This is a genomic window from Pseudomonas fluorescens (assembly GCF_018614775.1).
Classification (GTDB): Bacteria; Pseudomonadota; Gammaproteobacteria; order Pseudomonadales; family Pseudomonadaceae; genus Aquipseudomonas; species Aquipseudomonas fluorescens_BY.
The window spans coordinates 46,193-63,260 of record NZ_JAGGOF010000025.1 but is presented as its reverse complement, the minus strand read 5'-3'; the positions used below and the strand labels follow the sequence as shown (position 1 = coordinate 63,260).

The following is a 17,068-nucleotide window of genomic DNA, read 5'->3' as shown; positions in this document are numbered from 1 at the left end:
TGTTTATTCGTCGCTCATCCCCAGCAGGCTGCGGGCATATTCACGCAACGGCGTGGCGATGAGGTCCTGGGGCTGTGTGTCGTGCAACGTCAGTAAACCGCCACGACTCTTGATGCGTGCAGTATCAATCAAATACTGGGTGCTGGTCTCGATCAACATGATCTGAATCACGCTGGTATCGACACCCAGGCGATCCACGGCTTCTTCATCCGCCCATTCGTCGCCGTTACCGATGCGGTTATCGGCCTTGGCAAAGCGGGTGTACAGCAGGTAATGCGCGCCGGCGGCACGGGCTTCGCCCATCGCCTGGTCAAGGCCTTCCGGAACCCGGGCGCGGCGGACCATGGGGAAATATTCGATGAAACCGTTGAAGGCTTCTTCAGCCACGACATTGGGCCGCGGATAGGCGCTGCCTGGCGGGGCAAAGGCGCCCTGGGCAATAAAGATGAACGAGTCCGGCTGGATACGCAGGTTGTTCACCCGACGGCTGTCGCTATGGTCCAGCAGGCCGGCGTCGCTCATGTGATAACGAACGCCCTCTCCCATGTCGCTGACATTCATGCAACCGCCAAGCGCCAAAACGGCCAGCAGCAAAACCAGGCTACGCATCCTACCCTCCAAGAACCGGTGTCGGAAAACCGGCGAATGGTCGTGGGATGCAGCTTTTGCGCCAGCTCAATGAAATGCGGGCTGTCAGATTTATTCAGGGGGAATGAAGAGACTGTATCCCGGACAAGCCCTGCTCCACAGGTACGGTGTTTACATTGTGGGAGCAAGGCTTGCCCGCGATTGCGCCGGATCAGCCGCCGATGATCTTCATCACGGTCGCGCCGCCGGAAAATGCCACTTCCTGCTTATCGCCCAGGGCCTTGACCAGCAACCGCTGCAAGGCTGGCAGCGCCTGGTGACGAGGTTTGTCCAGCAGGTCCCCGACGAAGTGCCGATTGCTCGACGACAGGCAACCATGCAACCACCCCGTGGAGGACAACCGCAGCCGCGAACAGGTACGGCAAAACGGCACGCTTTCGTTTGCAATCACACCAAAATGCCCCTGCCCCGGAATCTCATAGCGCACCGCCGTGGCATCCACTGGCGCGTCGGCTTGCAGGTACTCGTACTGACCACCGATCAGGCTGAGCAATTGCTGGAGGCTGACGAACTGCTGCAGGAATGCATTGGAGTCGCTGGCCAGGTGGCCCATGCGCATCAACTCGATGAATCGCAGCTCGTAGCCCCGCGCCAGGCAATAGTCGAGCAATGGCATCACCTGGTCCAGGTTCTGCCCGCGCAACGGCACCATGTTGACCTTGATCTTAATCCCCGCGGCCCGGGCCTGCTCCATGCCATCGAGCACCGTCGCCAGGTCGCCGCCACGGGCGATACTGCGAAACGCCGCGGGGTCCAGGGTGTCGAGGGAAACGTTGATGCGGCGGATACCGGCGTCTACCAGCAGGGGCAGCTTCTTTGCCAGCAACTGGCCGTTGGTGGTCAGGCTGATGTCTTCCAGGCCCATCTGCCCCACCGCGGTCATGAACCGTTCGAGCTTGGGACTGACCAACGGCTCGCCGCCGGTAATGCGCAGACGCTCGATACCAGCAGCCTCGATCAGGTAGGCGACGCCACGCGCCATCGCGTCGGCCGACAGCTCATCCTGCGCAGCCACCAGCCGCTTGCCGTCGGGCACGCAGTAGGTACAGGCGTAATTGCAGGCTGAAGTCAGGCTGATCCGCAGATTGCGGAAGCGCCTGCCTTGACGATCAACGATCATGATCACTCCGGCGGAAGAAGAATCGGGCTGGCGAAACTTGACCTAGAAATCAGGTTTGCGCAAGGCCCATGCCTGAGTATATTCCTGGGGCACTGCGCCATGTAAGCAGACATGGCGCAATCAGGCAGCTGAATGTCAGTTGCTCGGGACGTCCGTATCGCGCTTGCGCTTGTTGCCCATGCGCACGCCAATGTCCATCAGGAACTGGAAGAAGCCTTCCTGATCTTCCAGCACATTGCTCCAGAACGGCGAGTGATACAGCGCCACCGCGCCGTGCACCAACGCCCAGGCAGCGCAGTAATGGAAATAAGGCGGCACGTCTTCGAGCTTGCCTTCGGTGATCCGCCCCTTGATCAGCAGCGTCAGGCGTTCGAAGTTCGAGGCACGGATCTTGTGCAACTCCTCGACCATTTCAGGCACCTGGTTGCCCTTGACCACCTTTTCTTCCAGGCGATCGAACAGGCGGTAGCGCTGCGGGTCGCGCATGCGGAACTCGAAGTACGCCCGGGACAGGGCTTCCTTGTCCTTGTCCACATCGGCCGAATGCAGCAGCTCGTTCAAATCGCGCTCGTAATCGAGCATCAGGCGCAGGTAGATCTCCGCCTTGGATTTGAAATGTTTATAAATCGTGCCTTTGCCGATACCCACGGCATCCGCAATCATCTCGACGGTGACGCTGTCTTCACCCTGGTCGAGGAACAACTTGAGCGCGGTGTCGAGAATTTCCTGCTCGCGGCGGCGAAACTCACGGACCTTACGGGGTTCTTTGTGCATAAGAAAAAGGTCTGAAGGGTCAAAATTCGAAGCCGGGTATTATGCCTAACTTACGCAAAAATGCACGGATCATCCGTTCTGCGCCTCAGTTCTTCAGAAAACCGTGCACACCCTGCTCCCCTGGATTCAGCTCGACACGCTCTAACTTCAAAGCTTGGCGACAATGAGAACCTAACCGAAGCGAGCGTATTCCAAATCTGTTTAAAAACCGCCCGGGCCCGACTGGACGCGTCGGCATACTGATCAATACTTCAACTGTCGGCGCGACATCTCCCCCAAGTGACGCGCTGATAAAGGTACCAAGGGACCGCGTGCCTTTGTTTTACTCCTAATGGTCTTAACCCGGATTCACCCCCCAGAACCCGGGTTTTTTTTGCATGAAATTCAGGCCTGCCCCGGACGCACATGGGCCAGCGGAAACAATTGCTTAAAATTCTCCGTCGTCTGTTCGGCGAAACGCTCGTAGGACTCGCCCCGCAGCATCGCCAGAAACTCTGCAACCTCGCGAACGTACTGCGGCAGGTTCGGCTTGCCACGATGGGGAATGGGCGCCAGGTAAGGCGCGTCGGTTTCCACCAACAGGCGATCAGCCGGCACTTTGCTGGCGACGTCGCGCAGGGCATCGGCATTGCGGAACGTGACGATCCCGGACAAGGAGATGTAATAGCCCATGTCCAGCGCGGCCTTGGCCATGTCCCAGTCTTCGGTGAAGCAGTGCAACACCCCGGCCTGGGGCAGCGCAGCGTCACGCAGCAAGGCCAGAGTGTCGGCCCGCGCACCGCGGGTGTGGATGATCACCGGCTTGCCGGTCTGCCGCGCCGCCTGCAGATGCAGGCGGAACGACGCCTGCTGGACCTCGGCGGCTTGCGGCTCGTAGTGATAGTCCAGGCCGGTCTCGCCAATGGCGACCACCCGCGGATGATCAAGCTCACGCAGCAACCAATCGAGCGCCGGCGCCGCATCGGGCTGGACATCCAGCGGGTGGATGCCGACCGAGCAATCGACATCGGCATAGCGCTCAGCCAGCGCCTTGACGTCGGCGGCGTTGTCGGCGCTGACGCCGATGCACAGGAAGTGGCCGACGCCCCGCTGGCGGGCAGCGTCCAGCGCGGCATCCAGGGAGCCGTCGTGGGCGGCGAGGTCGAGGCGATCAAGGTGGCAATGGGAATCTACAAGCATAAAGGGCTGGACTACATCGTATGGGTGGGACGGTCGGACTTCAGGGAGCCGGCCAAATGGGTTTCGATCTGATTGCGCGCGGAATTGTCACCGTCGTTGAACTGCACGCCGACACCAGCGGCGCGGTTGCCCTGCGCGCCCTTGGGCGTTATCCAGATCACCTTGCCGGCGACCGGGATTTTTTCCGCTTCATCCATCAGGCTCAACAGCATGAACACCTCATCGCCCAAGCGATAATGCTTGTTCGTGGGGATGAACAGGCCGCCATTCCTGATGAAGGGCATGTAGGCGGCGTAAAGCACCGACTTGTCCTTGATGGTCAAGGACAGGATGCCATTGCGTGGCCCGGGACTGACAGGTTCGTTCATGCTGATCTCCGCTGCGATTGAGCTCAGTCTAGGCGGTGTCTGTCAGTTTCGACCAGGCAAACTCGCCCATTGTACCAACAGCGCTTCGAGCAACAGCACCCGATTGAGGTTCGCCTTGCTCAGCACCTTCTGCCGTTGGGCAAGAATCCAGTCCTGAACGTTCAAGATTTTGTCCTGGCTGCTTTTTTGCGCCAGGTACTGGATCACCTTGCGCATGTCCGCCAATCCCAGGCCGGCCTCGTCCTCGGTGAGCTGGTAACGCAGGACCAGGCTCGACCAGTCACAGAACCAGTCAAACAGCAGGAGCAACGGGATGGCGTTCCAACCTTCAGCCAATTGCGTGGGCGATTGCTGCTGCTTGAGCAGTTTCTTCACCCCGTCCACCACCAACGCCCGCTGTTCGCGCACGCCCTGGACCTGGAGACTGGCCGCCGCCAGGGGCGAGCCGGCCGCGAGGGTCAGCAGCTCGGCACGCTCTTCATCGGTGTTGTCGGGCAACGCCTTGGCCAACCACTGAAGGCTCATCGCCTCGCTGGGCAACGGACAGGCCTGCTGTACGCAACGACTCTTGATGGTCGGCAGCAAGCGGCTCGGCTGATGACTGACCAGCAACAGCACTGTATCGCCGGACGGCTCTTCGAGGCTCTTGAGCAAAGCGTTGGCGGCGTTGATGTTCATCGACTCGACCGGCTCGATCAGCACCACCTTGCGCCCGCCCATCTGCGCGGTCTGGACCACGAAGCTGACCAGGTCCCGGACCTGGTCGACCTTGATCGCCTTGTCCGCCTCTTCCGGTTCGAGCACGTAATTGTCAGGATGGCTGCCGGCCTTGAGCAGCAGGCAGGATTTGCAGTCGCCACAGGCGTTCGAAGCCGTCGGACGTTGGCACAGCAGGCTCGCCATCAGGCGCTCGGCCAACGCCCGTTTGCCAATCCCGACCGGGCCGTGCAGCAGATAGGCATGGGCATGCTGGCGACGACCAGCCAATTGCTGCCAGAGCGCGTCTTGCCACGGATAGGCTTCAGCCACGGGCGCGCTCCAGCAGGCGCGGCAACAAGCTGTCCAACGACTGTTGGACCTGGGTCAGCGGTTGAGCGGCGTCGATCAACAGGTAACGCGCCGGATCGGCCTTGGCGCGGCTCAGGAAGGCGTTACGCACTGCATTGAAGAAGGCCTGGCCTTCCAGCTCGAAACGGTCCAGCCGGCCACGAGCGCTGGCGCGAGCCAGGCCGATTTCCACCGGCAGGTCGAACACCAGGGTCAGGTCCGGTCGCAGGTCGCCCTGGACAAAGGTTTCCAGCGCGGCGATACGCTCCAGGGACAAGCCCCGGCCGCCGCCCTGATAGGCGTAGGTTGAATCGGTGAAGCGATCGCAGAGCACCACCGCGCCACGGGCCAGCGCCGGGCGAATCACGGCGGCCAGGTGCTGCGCCCGGGCAGCGAAGACCAGCAACAGCTCGGTGTCCGGGTTCATGACTTCTTCAACGGGCGCCAACAGCACCTCGCGGATCCGCTCGGCCAGCGGCGTACCGCCCGGCTCGCGGGTCAACACGACCTCGATGCCAGCGGCCCGCAGGCGGTCGGCCAGGTATTCGCGGTTGGTGCTCTTGCCGGCGCCTTCGGGGCCTTCCAGCGTAATAAACAAGCCAGTCACGGGCGATCCTTAATCAGAGTCATTGCGGGCCCGGCGGCTCGCTTGCATTCGGTTCCGGGGCCGGCTGCTGCGCCGGTACCTGGGGCACGACTTCCGGCGCCGTATCGGGCGATGCGGCAGGAATCGGTGCCTGCTCCTCCGGGTTCATCGGGGCCAGGGCCGGGCTGGAACGGTAATCGGCACGGCGCTTGAGCTGGAACTCGCGCACCGCGTTGTTGTGCGACTCCAGGTCATCGGAAAACACGTGGCTGCCGTCACCCCGGGCGACGAAGTAAAGGCTGTCGCCCGATGTCGGATTCAGCGCCGCATGAATCGCTTCGCGGCCCACCATCGCAATCGGCGTTGGCGGCAAACCCGGGATCAGGTAGGTGTTATACGGATTTTCTTCTTTCAGATGGGCACGGGTAAGCTTGCCGGTATAGCGCTCGCCCAGGCCGTAGATGACCGTGGGATCGGTCTGCAACAGCATGCCCAGGCGCATGCGCCGCACGAACACGCCGGCGATCTGGCCGCGCTCCTGGGGCACTCCGGTTTCCTTCTCCACCAGGGACGCCATGATCAGCGCCTGGTAGGGCTGGGTGTAAGGTACATCGGCGGCGCGCTGGGCCCACTCCTTGGCAAGCACGTCTTCCAGCCGGTCGTAGGCCTTTTCCAGCAGGTCGGCGTCCGACATACCGCGCACGAAGCGATACGTGTCCGGGAAAAACCGCCCCTCGGGAAATACCCCGGAATGCCCGAGACGGTCCATGACCTGGCTATCGCTGAGCCCGGCAAGCGTCTGCTCAAGCTTTTCATTCTTCGCCAGCGCTGCACGCACCTGGCGGAAGTTCCAGCCTTCCACGAAGGTCACGCTGTACTGCACCACTTCGCCGCGCTTCCAGACGCCGATCAGGCCTTCCACCGTCATGCCTGGCACCATCCGGTATTCACCGGAGTGCAACGGCTGGTCAGCGAGATTGAAGCGCCAGTAGATCCGCAGCCAGAAAGCGTCCTTGATCAGGCCGTCGGCTTCGAGGCGCTTGAGGGTTCCGGTCGGGGTCGTCCCGTTGGGTACGTCGAGCATTTCTTCCTGGGTGATGTTCAGCGGCTGTTGCAGCGCCGAATGAATCTTCCAGGCCGAAGCGCCCATCAGCAGCCCTGCCAGAACCAGTCCGGTTTCCAGCAGCAGCAAGAATTTACGTCTCACGAATCAAGCATCCAATAATGCGCGGGCAAGGGTTTGCAGTTTACGGGTGAGCGGCCCAACCGACCAGCGTGCCGAACCACATGCGTGCACTGGCCACACGCCATAGACGCTGTTGCAGACAAACACTTCATCGGCCTGGTGCAATTGTTCAGGGCGAATATCGGTGATGTGCGTGGCAATACCCTGGGACTCGGCTTGAAACAATAATTCTGCGCGCATCACCCCGGCCACGCCACACCGGCTCAGGTCCGCCGTGATCAATACGCCATCGCGCACCAGGAACAGATTACTGAATACACCTTCGATCACCCGCCCGGAGGTATCCAGCATCAAGCCCTCGGCGTGTTGCACATCGGTCCATTCGGCACGAGCCAGCACCTGCTCCAGACGGTTGAGGTGCTTGAGGCCAGCAAGCAGGGGTTGTTCGGACAAGCGCACGGTGCAGGGGAACAGACGTACGCCTTGTTCGGCATGGGCAGCCGGATAAACGGGTGGAGGGCTGCCTTGCAGGATGCGTCGCGCCGGAGCCGAAGGGTCCGCGGCATAACCGCGCAGGCTGTTGCCGCGGGTCACGATCAGCTTGAGCACGCCGTCGCCCAGGCCATGGGCGTAGGCGCTCAGCTCAGCGCTCAACCCACCCATGTCGACCTTGAGCGCCAACCGCCGGCAGCCCGCTTCCAGACGTTGCAGATGACGCTCCAGCAGCAGGGGCTGGCCGGCGCGCACGGCGATGGTTTCAAACAACCCATCGCCATAAGCCAGGCCGCGATCTTTCAGCGACAGGACGTCGGCCGGTTGACCGTCGACCCAACTCTCCATCAACCGGCGAACCGGCGGAACACCAGCGAGCCGTTGGTCCCGCCGAAGCCGAAGGAGTTGGATAGCACCACGTCGATGTCCATGCCGCGGGCCGTGTGCGGCACGAAGTCGAGGTCGCAGCCTTCGTCCGGCTCATCGAGGTTGATGGTCGGCGGCGCCACCTGACTGTTGATCGCCAGTACGCTGAAGATCGCTTCCACCGCACCCGCCGCACCCAGCAGGTGACCGGTCATGGACTTGGTCGAACTGACTGCGAGTTTATAAGCATGGTCACCGAACACGGTCTTGATCGCCTGGGCTTCGGCCAGGTCGCCGGCCGGGGTCGACGTGCCATGGGCGTTGATGTACTGCACCTGCTCCCCGTTGATTTTCGCATCACGCAAGGCATTGGCGATGCAACGGGCGGCACCGGCGCCATCGGCGGGTGGCGAGGTCATGTGGTAGGCGTCGCCGCTGGTACCAAAACCGATCAGCTCGGCATAGATGGTCGCGCCTCGCGCCTTGGCGTGCTCCAGCTCCTCGAGCACCAGCGCGCCGGCACCGTCGGACAACACGAAGCCGTCGCGGCCCTTGTCCCACGGCCGGCTGGCACGGGTCGGCTCGTCATTGCGGGTCGACAGCGCACGGGATGCGCCGAAGCCGCCCATGCCCAAGCCGCACGCCGCCATTTCGGCGCCACCGGCAATCATCACGTCGGCTTCGTCGTACATGATGTTGCGCGCGGCCATGCCGATGCAGTGGGTACCGGTGGTGCACGCCGTGGCAATGGCGTAGTTGGGTCCCTGTGCACCCAGGTGGATGGACAGGAAACCGGAAATCATATTGATGATCGAGCCCGGCACGAAGAACGGAGAAATCCGTCGCGGCCCCGAATCGTGCAACGTGCGGCTGGTTTCTTCGATATTGGTCAAACCACCGATACCCGAGCCCATGGCCACGCCGATGCGTTCACGGTTGGCGTCGGTGACTTCCAGGCCGGCATTACGCACTGCCTGGAAACCGGCTGCCAGGCCGTATTGAATGAACAGGTCGAGCTTGCGGGCCTCCTTGACCGACAGGTACTCCTCGACATTGAAACCCTTTACCGAGCCGCCAAAACGGGTGGAATAGGCAGAAAGGTCGGTGTGCTCGATCAGACCGATGCCACTGCGGCCAGCCAGAATGCCCTGCCAGCTGCCCGGCACATCCGTGCCCAGTGGCGACAACATACCCATACCGGTGACTACGACGCGTCTACGCGACACAGCACTCTCCTTTTTCTAATGACGACTTTGCATCAGGCCTAAAGAAAAAACCGCACGCCGTGATGGCAGTGCGGTTTTTCCATGACAGCTAGCGACGACTAAAAACGATTACGCCTGATGGTTGGTAACGTAGTCGATAGCTGCTTGTACAGTAATGATCTTCTCAGCTTCTTCGTCAGGAATCTCGGTCTCGAATTCCTCTTCCAGAGCCATCACCAGCTCAACGGTGTCAAGGGAGTCGGCACCCAGGTCATCAACGAAGGAAGCGCTGTTGGTCACCTCTTCTTCTTTAACGCCCAGTTGCTCGGCAACGATTTTCTTGACGCGCGATTCGATGTCGCTCATACCTTTTTTAACTCCTAATGGATAAATTCAGTCGGCTGGCCGGGAAGGTAAGTGTATAGAAGAACTTTTCGGTTTTTCAACCGAAAGCTTCGCTCCTCGAACCCAGAGGCCCACCGTCTATAAATTGATTGCAGCTTTATAACGGATTTTAGACAGCTCGTATGACATTTTTTTGAAGCAATCCGCCACATTTAACTCATGTACATCCCGCCGTTCACCGGGATTGTAGCCCCAGTCACGTATGCCGCACCGTCCGACGCAAGAAAAGCGACCACGGACGCGATTTCTTCAGCTTGCCCCAGACGACCCAACGGAATTTGCGTCTGCAAGGCTTCACGTTGTGCTTCCGGCAGTTCACGGGTCATGTCGGTGTCGATGAAACCCGGTGCAACCGAGTTTACCGTAATCGACCGCGAACCCACTTCACGTGCCAGAGCACGACTGAAGCCTTCCAGGCCGGCTTTAGCCGCAGCATAGTTTACTTGGCCCGCGTTGCCCATGGCACCCACAACCGAACCGATACTGATGATACGACCCCAACGGGCCTTGGTCATGCCACGCAGGACGCCCTTGGACAGCCGGTACAGGCTGTTCAGGTTGGTGTCGATCACGTCGAACCATTCGTCATCTTTCATGCGCATCATAAGGTTATCGCGGGTGATACCGGCATTATTCACCAGGATCGCCGGCGCGCCGAACTGCGCCTGGATGCTTGCCAATACGGCCGCGACGGATTCGTCACTGGTCACGTTCAATTCGAGACCGGTGCCCTGGATGTCATTTTCCTTCAGGGTCGCAGCGATACGCTCGGCGCCCGAGGCAGAGGTCGCAGTACCCACGACGATGGCGCCTTGGCGACCCAGTTCCAGGGCAATGGCCTGGCCGATGCCGCGGCTTGCACCGGTCACCAGTGCAACTTTACCTTGCAGACTCATGCAAGCTTCTCCTGTTCAGGCCTGCGCTGCACGGGCGGCAGCGAAAGCGTCTGGGGTGTTGAGATTGGAAGTCGACACGCCTTCGGCGCAACGTTTGTTCAGGCCGGCCAGCACTTTGCCGGGGCCGCATTCGACCAGTTCGGTCGCACCCTTGGCGGCCAGGGTCTGTACCGACTCGACCCAGCGAACCGGCTTGTAGAGTTGTTCCAGCAGGTCGCGCTTGAGGGTCCCGAGGTCCGCTGCCACGTTGGCGCTGACATTCTGCACCACGGGAATCTGCGGAGCCTGCCAATTGATGGCGGCAATGGACTCGGCAAAGCGCTCGGCGGCCGGGCGCATCAGTTCGCAGTGCGACGGAACGCTGACTGGCAGTGGCATGGCGCGCTTGGCACCCCGGGCCTTGCAACCTTCAATGGCACGCTCGACGGCAGCCTTGGCGCCGGCGATCACCACCTGGCCTGGCGAATTGAAGTTCACCGCGCTGACCACATCGCCTTGCGCCGCTTCGGCGCAGGCTGCCAGCACATCGGCATCTTCCAGGCCGAGGATCGCGGCCATGCCGCCCTGCCCGGCCGGTACAGCCTCTTGCATCAGCTGGCCGCGGCGCTCCACCAGTTTTACCGCATCCCCCAGGCTCAGGCTGCCAGCAGCCACGAGGGCGCTGTATTCGCCCAGGCTATGACCGGCGACGAACGCCGGGCGCGCGCCGCCTTCAGCCAGCCACAGGCGCCAGAGCGCGATCGAGGCGGTAAGGATGGCCGGCTGGGTTTTATCGGTTTGATTGAGCTGCTCTTCCGGCCCTTGCTGGGTCAGTGCCCACAGGTCATAACCGAGCGCATCGGACGCTTCTTTGAATGTTTCGAGGATCAGCGGGTATTGCGCGCCCAACTCGGCCAGCATGCCGAGGGACTGCGAGCCCTGTCCTGGAAAGACGAATGCGAGGGAAGCAGACATGAAAACAAAGCCCCTAATGATCTTGTCGTCAAAAAGTGACGCCCCTGGGGGCGCTGGAAACTGACAGTTGGATGGCGGGTTGAACCAACCGGTCACATTTAAGCATTGTCGGACGAAAACGCCTAAGCCAACAAATCCTCAAGGCGGCCATGCAATCGTTCGGGGAGGTTCTCCTGGATCTCGATCACCGCCCGGTTGATCGCGCTTTGAAAACCCTGCACGCCCGCCGAACCGTGGCTCTTGATCACAATCCCCTGCAGCCCGAGGAAACTCGCACCGTTGTGCCGCGCCGGCGCCAGGTCCGCTTGCAGCCGACGCATCAATGGCAGCGCCAGGGCGCCCACTATCCGCGAGGCCAGGCTTTGCCTGAACAACGTCTCGATGCGCTCGCTGATCATGGTGGCCAGGCCTTCGCTGGACTTGAGCAGGATATTGCCGACGAAGCCATCACACACCACCACGTCCGCCTCGCCGCGGTACACGCCGTCACCCTCGACGAAACCGACGTAGTTGATGCCCCGGGCACCCTGCAACAAAGTGGCCGCCAGCTTGACCTGCTGGTTGCCCTTGATGTCTTCGGTGCCGATGTTCAACAACGCCACGCGCGGGCGCACGATGCCCAGGGTTTCCGCGGCGACCGAGCCCATCACCGCAAACTGCAGCAGATGCTCGGCGCTGCAATCGACGTTGGCGCCCAGGTCGAGCAACTGACAGAAACCGCGCCGGGTCGGAATGGCCGCGACCATCGCTGGGCGATCGATGCCGGGCAGGGTCTTGAGCACGTAGCGCGACAGCGCCATCAACGCTCCGGTATTCCCCGCACTGACACACGCCTGGACCTTGCCGTCGCGCAGCAGCCCAAGGGCCACCCGCATCGAGGCATCCGGCTTGCCCCGCAAGGCCTGGGCCGGTTTCTCGTCCATGGTGATGATTTCGGAGGCCGGGGCAATCGTCAGGCGCGCGCGATCGACAGCCGATTGGCCGTTGAGCATGTCTTCCAGGAGGGAGGGTTGACCGACGAGGGTCAGGTGCAGCGAGGGCGTAGCTTTCAGACAAGCAAGGCTGGCCTGAACAATGCTGCGGGGACCGAAGTCCCCGCCCATTGCGTCAATCGCGATGACTTGAGCGGACAAGGATTACTCGTCAGCGCCCTTGTCGATCACTTTACGACCACGGTATACGCCTTCTGGCGATACGTGGTGACGCAGGTGAACTTCACCCGTGGTTTTTTCTACAGACAGGGTGCTAGCCTCGAGAGCGTCGTGCGAACGGCGCATGTCACGGGCAGAGCGGGATTTTTTGTTCTGCTGAACAGCCATAATTGATTAACTCCTAAACGTTTGGGTCACGCTTTAACTGCGCCAATACACTGAACGGGTTGGACCGCGTTACCTCGTCCTCGCTCGGTTCGGGCTCACCTGCTCCCGCCGGCTGCTGGCATTCTTCCGGATGATGAGCAGGCACAATGGGCAAGGCGAGCAAAAGCTCCTCCTCGATCAGTGACTGCAGATCCAATGGATCTTCGCCCAGTTCCAGCACGTCATAACCTTTCGGCAACGACTGGGTATTCGCACCCTCCTTCACCACGGCGTAACTGCATTCGCTGTGGATCGGCAGGGTGACCAGCTCAAGACAACGCTGGCAAACCATTTTGACTTCGGTGTCGATAACGCTGTGGATAACCACAGCTTTACGTTCATCTCGTTCAAAAACGAATTTCGCCTGGACCGTACCGACGTCGTCGGAAAGCGGGTCGCAGAGTCTCTTCAAATCGGCCAGCAGCAGTTCACCTTGAAGGGTGGTGCCACGATCAGCCAATTTGCGCGGGTCAACGTGAGGTGGAATCGGGTCATTCAACATAGGCGCAGCATTATAGGGATACACCCTGCCATGTCAAAGGAAATTCAGCCCTGTCCGTCACTTGCGCGCCTCGCTAGAATTCGCCCCTGCCTCTTGGAGATGCCCATGCTGCCTTTATTACTTGCCTCCAGCTCAGTCTATCGACGGGATTTGCTGACCCGCCTGGGCCTGCCGTTCGTCTGCAGCTCGCCCGACATCGACGAAAGCCATCGTCCTGGCGAGTCCGCCGCCGAGCTGGTAAAACGCCTTGCTCGGGAAAAGGCACAGGCGCTGGCGAGCAGTCACCCGGCGCACCTGATCATTGGTTCAGACCAGGTCGCTGTGCTCGGCGAGCGCATTCTGGGCAAGCCACACACTTTTGAAAACGCCCGCGAACAATTGCTGGCCGCCAGCGGCACCCGGGTCACATTCCTGACCGGGCTGGCGCTGCTCAACAGCCAGACCGGCGCCTGCCAAATCGATTGCGTTCCGTTTACCGTGACGATGCGCACCCTGGACCCGGCGCGGGTCGAACGCTACCTGCGTGCCGAACAACCCTATGACTGCGCCGGCAGCTTCAAGGCCGAGGGGCTTGGCGTAAGCCTGTTCCAGAGCACAGAAGGCCCCGACGCTACCAGCCTGATCGGCCTGCCGTTGATTCGTCTGGTGGATATGTTGCTGGCAGAAGGCGTGCAGATTCCCTGAGCGCCACGGAGCTATCTAAAGCCTGCGACCCTAGCGCAGCGTCGGCCCTTGAAAACCCATCCACATCGCCAGATGCTCGGCGATGCTCGCCCCAAGTTTTTTCGAGAAGCGATCAAACGGTGATTCTTCGATGGTGAAGTCCACCAGATCTTTTTGCCCAATCACATCCCGCGCCACCGAACTGGCGCTGCCCAGGCCGTCGATCAGGCCCAGCGGCAAGGCCTGCTCTCCCGACCAGACCAGCCCGGAGAACAACTCCGGGTGCTCCTTGTCCTTCAAGCGCTCGCCCCGGCCCTTCTTGACGCTGGCAATGAACTGCTTGTGAGTGGTGTCGAGCACGTCCTGCCAAAAAGCAGTCTCTTCGGGCTTTTGCGGCTGGAACGGATCGAGGAAGGACTTATGTTCGCCGGAGGTGTACACCCGACGCTCCACACCCAGCTTTTCCATTGTCCCGACAAAGCCGTAGCCCGCCGCCGTCACACCAATGGAGCCTACCAGACTGGCCTTGTCGGCATAGATCTGGTCCGCCGCGCTGGCGATGTAATAGGCACCGGAGGCGCCGAGGTCGGCAATCACCGCATACACCTTGATATCCGGGTGCAACCCGCGCAATCGCACGATCTCGTCGTAGACGTAACCCGACTGCACCGGGCTGCCGCCAGGACTGTTGATGCGCAGCACCACGCCTTTGACCTTCGGATCCTCGAAAGCGGCTCGCAGGCTACCGACAATGTTGTCCGCGCTGGCGGGCTCCTTGTCGGCGATCATGCCCTCGATGTCAATCAGCGCAGTGTACGCCGAACCGCTGACCGCGCTTTTCTCCATGTTCATCAGCGGCGTGAACAGCGCCAATGCGACGAAGATATAAATGAACGTCAGCAGCTTGAAGAAGATGCCCCAGCGGCGGGAGCGGCGCTGCTCCTGCACACTGGCCAGCAGAGTCTTTTCCAATAGCTTCCAGCTTTTGTCATCACCATTCTCGGCGCTCGCCTTGGCCGGTGCTTTCCATTCGTCGGTCATGCATGTATCCCCAGCAAACTCAATGGGCCTGACGGCTCAGCCAGGCGTGCAATTCAGCAAAATGATCGATGGCCAGCAGCGGCTCGAAAGCCTTCAACGCCTCGATCGTCTGCGCCCCGTAACTGACCGCCACCGACGCCATGCCGGCATTGCGCGCCATTTGCAGGTCGAACGACGAGTCGCCCACCATCAGCGCTTGCTCCGCACGCACATTGCAATGCGCCAGGATCTGCTCAAGCATCAGAGGGTGCGGTTTGCTGGCGGTTTCATCGGCCGCGCGGGTGATCTCGAAATAATCTTCCCAGCCATGGGACTTGAGCACCCGATCCAGGCCGCGACGCGCCTTGCCGGTCGCGACGGCCAGGTGATAACCCTCGGCACGCAAGGCCTCCAGCGTGCTCACCACGCCATCGAACAGCGGTGAAGGCTCGGCCTCCAGCGCAATGTAGTGGTCGGCATAGTGCTGACGAAAAATCACCAGCGCTTCGTCATCGATTTGCGGATAAAGGCTTCGAATGGCTTCCGGCAATCCCAGGCCAATAATGCCCTTGACCGCAAAATCATTGCACCGGGCAAACCCCATACGGTCCGAGGCGACGTGCATCGCCTCGACGATCCGACCGATGGAATTCGCCAGCGTGCCATCCCAATCGAAGATCAGCAGCTTGTAATCAGGGTGCACTCAACCGCTCCACGGTCTTGGCCCACATGTCATCCACGGGAGCCTGCAATTTCAGCTCGCCGCCATCGGGCAGCGGCACGGTCAGCATGTAGGCATGGAGAAACAGGCGCTTGCCGCCCAGCTCACGGATTTCCCGGGTGAAATCCTCATCGCCGTATTTGCTGTCACCGGCAATGCAATGCCCGGCGTGCAACGTATGGACACGAATCTGGTGAGTACGACCGGTCACCGGCTTGGCCTCGACCATCGTGGCAAAGTCGCCGAAGCGGCGCAGCACCTTGAAGACGGTCAACGCCTCCTTGCCCTCTTCGTTGACTTCGACCATGCGTTCGCCGGAGCGCAGGTTGCTCTTGAGCAGCGGCGCACGCACCTGTTTGACGGACGTTTCCCAGCGACCACGCACCAGGGCCATGTAGCGCTTGTCCACGCCATCGCCACGCAGTTGCTCATGCAAGTGGCGCAACATGCTGCGCTTCTTGGCGATCATCAGCAGGCCGGAGGTGTCGCGGTCAAGGCGATGGACCAGTTCCAGCTCCTTGGCGTCCGGACGCAGCTGACGAAAGGCTTCGATCACGCCGAAATTCAATCCGCTACCACCGTGAACAGCAATGCCGGCGGGCTTGTTGATCACGATCAGGGCTTTGTCTTCGTGGACAATCGAGGCTTCAAGGCGCTGCAGCAAGCCTTGGGCCAGAGGCACCGGTTCATCGCGCTCAGGCACGCGAACCGGCGGCACGCGCACGATATCACCAGCCTGGAGCTTGTATTCGGGCTTGATCCGCCCCTTGTTCACCCGCACTTCGCCTTTGCGCAAAATGCGGTAAATCAAGGTCTTGGGCACGCCTTTGAGCCGAGCCAGCAGGAAATTATCGATTCGTTGGCCGGCATATTCCGGCGAGACCTCGAGCAGTTGAACGCCAGGGGTCGGAGGGGCAGTAGTCGTCATGGCGGCGATCATAACAATTTTTTATGGAATTGAAGCACTTAATCATTGCTGCTATAGTCCCGAACGCCGCCAAAAGTGGCTGGACAGCGGACCAGCGGTCAACAACCGGCCCTGACCAACGCAATTCACGAGGACGAGAGGCCGTCCTACGGGGCTTTCGCTACGTAACGGTAGAGTTTGCAGTTGTAACGAGCGCAGGTGACATGAGGCCTGAAATACGCCGCAAAGCAGAGTTCTGACTCGCCTTGCGTGCCACATTCATGGCCAGTTCACAAAGTGCAGTCAGCTACGAACGACCCCGAGCGAGAGCTTCGGAAACAACGCCTAAATTAGCCATGATGCGTGACCTCCCCTTTCGGAGCTCGCGGTAAATGCCAACCCGCTGCGGATTCTGCGCGCGGCAGCACCCGAATTATCAGGGATACGTGTAGGGTGGAGATGTACAACCGTCGGACTGTGTAGCATCAGGCTTGTATCTAGACGCTTCATCTCGTCCACAGACGCCGGTTGATTCCTCCTCCTGACTGAGTGCTTGAGTACCAGCAAGCAGGACGCGTCCGTCGCGACTTCGCCATCATTGGGTCGAACTCGCTGGACACTGGAATGGCCCCGCCACTTCCAGGACGCACCTGACACCGACCGTGAGAAGT

General features: G+C 60.8%; 20 protein-coding genes. 1 reads left to right on the top strand and 19 read right to left on the bottom strand.

Annotated features, from left to right (window positions below):
• Positions 1–3: 3 nt before the first annotated feature.
• From J7E36_RS07155 to J7E36_RS07080, 16 genes are all read right to left on the bottom strand, one after another.
• Positions 4–609 (bottom strand): DUF4823 domain-containing protein, encoded by a 606-nt coding sequence (locus tag J7E36_RS07155; RefSeq protein WP_215001303.1) that lies wholly within the window; start codon positions 607–609, stop codon positions 4–6.
• A 190-nt stretch (positions 610–799) separates the two neighbouring features.
• On the bottom strand, positions 800–1,768 hold the full coding sequence (locus J7E36_RS07150; protein ID WP_215001301.1) for a GTP 3',8-cyclase MoaA: 969 nt from the start codon (positions 1,766–1,768) through the stop codon (positions 800–802).
• Positions 1,769–1,903: 135 nt separating this feature from the next.
• Positions 1,904–2,542 carry a TetR/AcrR family transcriptional regulator gene (locus tag J7E36_RS07145; protein ID WP_042730323.1) on the bottom strand — a complete coding sequence of 213 codons (639 nt, stop codon included), beginning with the start codon at positions 2,540–2,542 and terminating at the stop codon, positions 1,904–1,906.
• A 384-nt stretch (positions 2,543–2,926) separates the two neighbouring features.
• Positions 2,927–3,721, bottom strand: a complete 795-nt coding sequence (locus tag J7E36_RS07140; RefSeq protein WP_215001299.1) for a TatD family hydrolase — start codon at positions 3,719–3,721, stop codon at positions 2,927–2,929.
• An 11-nt stretch (positions 3,722–3,732) separates the two neighbouring features.
• On the bottom strand, positions 3,733–4,089 hold the full coding sequence (locus J7E36_RS07135; protein WP_215001297.1) for a PilZ domain-containing protein: 357 nt from the start codon (positions 4,087–4,089) through the stop codon (positions 3,733–3,735).
• A gap of 42 nt (positions 4,090–4,131) precedes the next feature.
• Positions 4,132–5,118 carry a DNA polymerase III subunit delta' gene (locus J7E36_RS07130; protein ID WP_215001295.1) on the bottom strand — a complete coding sequence of 329 codons (987 nt, stop codon included), beginning with the start codon at positions 5,116–5,118 and terminating at the stop codon, positions 4,132–4,134.
• A complete protein-coding gene (gene tmk / locus J7E36_RS07125) occupies positions 5,111–5,743 on the bottom strand; it encodes a dTMP kinase (RefSeq protein WP_215001293.1) in 633 nt (210 codons plus the stop codon). Before tmk ends, J7E36_RS07130 begins: the two co-directional genes overlap by 8 nt.
• A gap of 19 nt (positions 5,744–5,762) precedes the next feature.
• On the bottom strand, positions 5,763–6,929 hold the full coding sequence (mltG, locus tag J7E36_RS07120; protein ID WP_215001291.1) for an endolytic transglycosylase MltG: 1,167 nt from the start codon (positions 6,927–6,929) through the stop codon (positions 5,763–5,765).
• Between the two features lie 3 nt (positions 6,930–6,932).
• The gene (gene pabC, locus J7E36_RS07115; RefSeq protein WP_215001289.1) at positions 6,933–7,748 is read right to left on the bottom strand and encodes an aminodeoxychorismate lyase; all 816 of its coding nucleotides are present in this window, start codon (positions 7,746–7,748) and stop codon (positions 6,933–6,935) included.
• Entirely contained in the window at positions 7,748–8,992 is a 1,245-nt protein-coding gene (gene fabF / locus J7E36_RS07110; protein ID WP_215001287.1) for a beta-ketoacyl-ACP synthase II, read from the bottom strand. Before fabF ends, pabC begins: the two co-directional genes overlap by 1 nt.
• Positions 8,993–9,100: 108 nt before the next feature.
• A complete protein-coding gene (acpP, locus tag J7E36_RS07105) occupies positions 9,101–9,337 on the bottom strand; it encodes an acyl carrier protein (RefSeq protein WP_215001284.1) in 237 nt (78 codons plus the stop codon).
• A 191-nt stretch (positions 9,338–9,528) separates the two neighbouring features.
• Entirely contained in the window at positions 9,529–10,272 is a 744-nt protein-coding gene (gene fabG, locus J7E36_RS07100; RefSeq protein ID WP_215001282.1) for a 3-oxoacyl-ACP reductase FabG, read from the bottom strand.
• 15 nt (positions 10,273–10,287) lie between these two features.
• Positions 10,288–11,226: an ACP S-malonyltransferase gene (fabD, locus tag J7E36_RS07095; RefSeq protein WP_215001280.1), complete on the bottom strand. Its 939-nt coding sequence runs from the start codon at positions 11,224–11,226 to the stop codon at positions 10,288–10,290.
• Between the two features lie 122 nt (positions 11,227–11,348).
• The gene (gene plsX, locus J7E36_RS07090) at positions 11,349–12,359 is read right to left on the bottom strand and encodes a phosphate acyltransferase PlsX (RefSeq protein ID WP_269216527.1); all 1,011 of its coding nucleotides are present in this window, start codon (positions 12,357–12,359) and stop codon (positions 11,349–11,351) included.
• A 3-nt stretch (positions 12,360–12,362) separates the two neighbouring features.
• Positions 12,363–12,545 carry a 50S ribosomal protein L32 gene (gene rpmF / locus J7E36_RS07085; protein ID WP_003179396.1) on the bottom strand — a complete coding sequence of 61 codons (183 nt, stop codon included), beginning with the start codon at positions 12,543–12,545 and terminating at the stop codon, positions 12,363–12,365.
• A gap of 13 nt (positions 12,546–12,558) precedes the next feature.
• A complete protein-coding gene (locus J7E36_RS07080) occupies positions 12,559–13,086 on the bottom strand; it encodes a YceD family protein (protein ID WP_215001278.1) in 528 nt (175 codons plus the stop codon).
• Between the two features lie 105 nt (positions 13,087–13,191).
• Between J7E36_RS07080 and J7E36_RS07075 the strand changes: the two genes are divergently transcribed.
• The gene (locus J7E36_RS07075) at positions 13,192–13,770 is read left to right on the top strand and encodes a Maf family protein (RefSeq protein WP_215001276.1); all 579 of its coding nucleotides are present in this window, start codon (positions 13,192–13,194) and stop codon (positions 13,768–13,770) included.
• 30 nt (positions 13,771–13,800) lie between these two features.
• Here the strand turns inward: J7E36_RS07075 and J7E36_RS07070 are convergent, their stop codons facing one another.
• Genes J7E36_RS07070 through rluC form a run of 3 tightly spaced genes read right to left on the bottom strand, consistent with a single transcriptional unit; the run spans position 13,801 to position 16,418 of the window.
• Positions 13,801–14,790 carry a S49 family peptidase gene (locus tag J7E36_RS07070; RefSeq protein ID WP_215001274.1) on the bottom strand — a complete coding sequence of 330 codons (990 nt, stop codon included), beginning with the start codon at positions 14,788–14,790 and terminating at the stop codon, positions 13,801–13,803.
• A 19-nt stretch (positions 14,791–14,809) separates the two neighbouring features.
• Complete coding sequence (locus J7E36_RS07065) at positions 14,810–15,472, bottom strand: HAD-IIIA family hydrolase (RefSeq protein WP_215001272.1); 663 nt, start codon at positions 15,470–15,472, stop codon at positions 14,810–14,812.
• Positions 15,462–16,418, bottom strand: a complete 957-nt coding sequence (gene rluC, locus J7E36_RS07060) for a 23S rRNA pseudouridine(955/2504/2580) synthase RluC (protein ID WP_215001270.1) — start codon at positions 16,416–16,418, stop codon at positions 15,462–15,464. Before rluC ends, J7E36_RS07065 begins: the two co-directional genes overlap by 11 nt.
• Positions 16,419–17,068: the final 650 nt, after the last annotated feature.

Excerpts from the sequence above, each read along its gene's own strand:
- J7E36_RS07135 (WP_215001297.1), bottom strand. The coding sequence starts at position 4,089 with ATGAACGAACCTGTCAGTCCCGGGCCACGCAATGGCATCCTGTCCTTG.
- J7E36_RS07155 (WP_215001303.1), bottom strand. The coding sequence starts at position 609 with ATGCGTAGCCTGGTTTTGCTGCTGGCCGTTTTGGCGCTTGGCGGTTGC.
- pabC (WP_215001289.1), bottom strand. The coding sequence starts at position 7,748 with ATGGAGAGTTGGGTCGACGGTCAACCGGCCGACGTCCTGTCGCTGAAA.
- J7E36_RS07080 (WP_215001278.1), bottom strand. The coding sequence starts at position 13,086 with ATGTTGAATGACCCGATTCCACCTCACGTTGACCCGCGCAAATTGGCT.
- acpP (WP_215001284.1), bottom strand. The coding sequence starts at position 9,337 with ATGAGCGACATCGAATCGCGCGTCAAGAAAATCGTTGCCGAGCAACTG.
- J7E36_RS07150 (WP_215001301.1), bottom strand. The coding sequence starts at position 1,768 with ATGATCGTTGATCGTCAAGGCAGGCGCTTCCGCAATCTGCGGATCAGC.
- J7E36_RS07070 (WP_215001274.1), bottom strand. The coding sequence starts at position 14,790 with ATGACCGACGAATGGAAAGCACCGGCCAAGGCGAGCGCCGAGAATGGT.
- rpmF (WP_003179396.1), bottom strand. The coding sequence starts at position 12,545 with ATGGCTGTTCAGCAGAACAAAAAATCCCGCTCTGCCCGTGACATGCGC.
- J7E36_RS07145 (WP_042730323.1), bottom strand. The coding sequence starts at position 2,542 with ATGCACAAAGAACCCCGTAAGGTCCGTGAGTTTCGCCGCCGCGAGCAG.
- J7E36_RS07075 (WP_215001276.1), top strand. The coding sequence starts at position 13,192 with ATGCTGCCTTTATTACTTGCCTCCAGCTCAGTCTATCGACGGGATTTG.
- fabD (WP_215001280.1), bottom strand. The coding sequence starts at position 11,226 with ATGTCTGCTTCCCTCGCATTCGTCTTTCCAGGACAGGGCTCGCAGTCC.
- J7E36_RS07140 (WP_215001299.1), bottom strand. The coding sequence starts at position 3,721 with ATGCTTGTAGATTCCCATTGCCACCTTGATCGCCTCGACCTCGCCGCC.
- rluC (WP_215001270.1), bottom strand. The coding sequence starts at position 16,418 with ATGACGACTACTGCCCCTCCGACCCCTGGCGTTCAACTGCTCGAGGTC.
- fabG (WP_215001282.1), bottom strand. The coding sequence starts at position 10,272 with ATGAGTCTGCAAGGTAAAGTTGCACTGGTGACCGGTGCAAGCCGCGGC.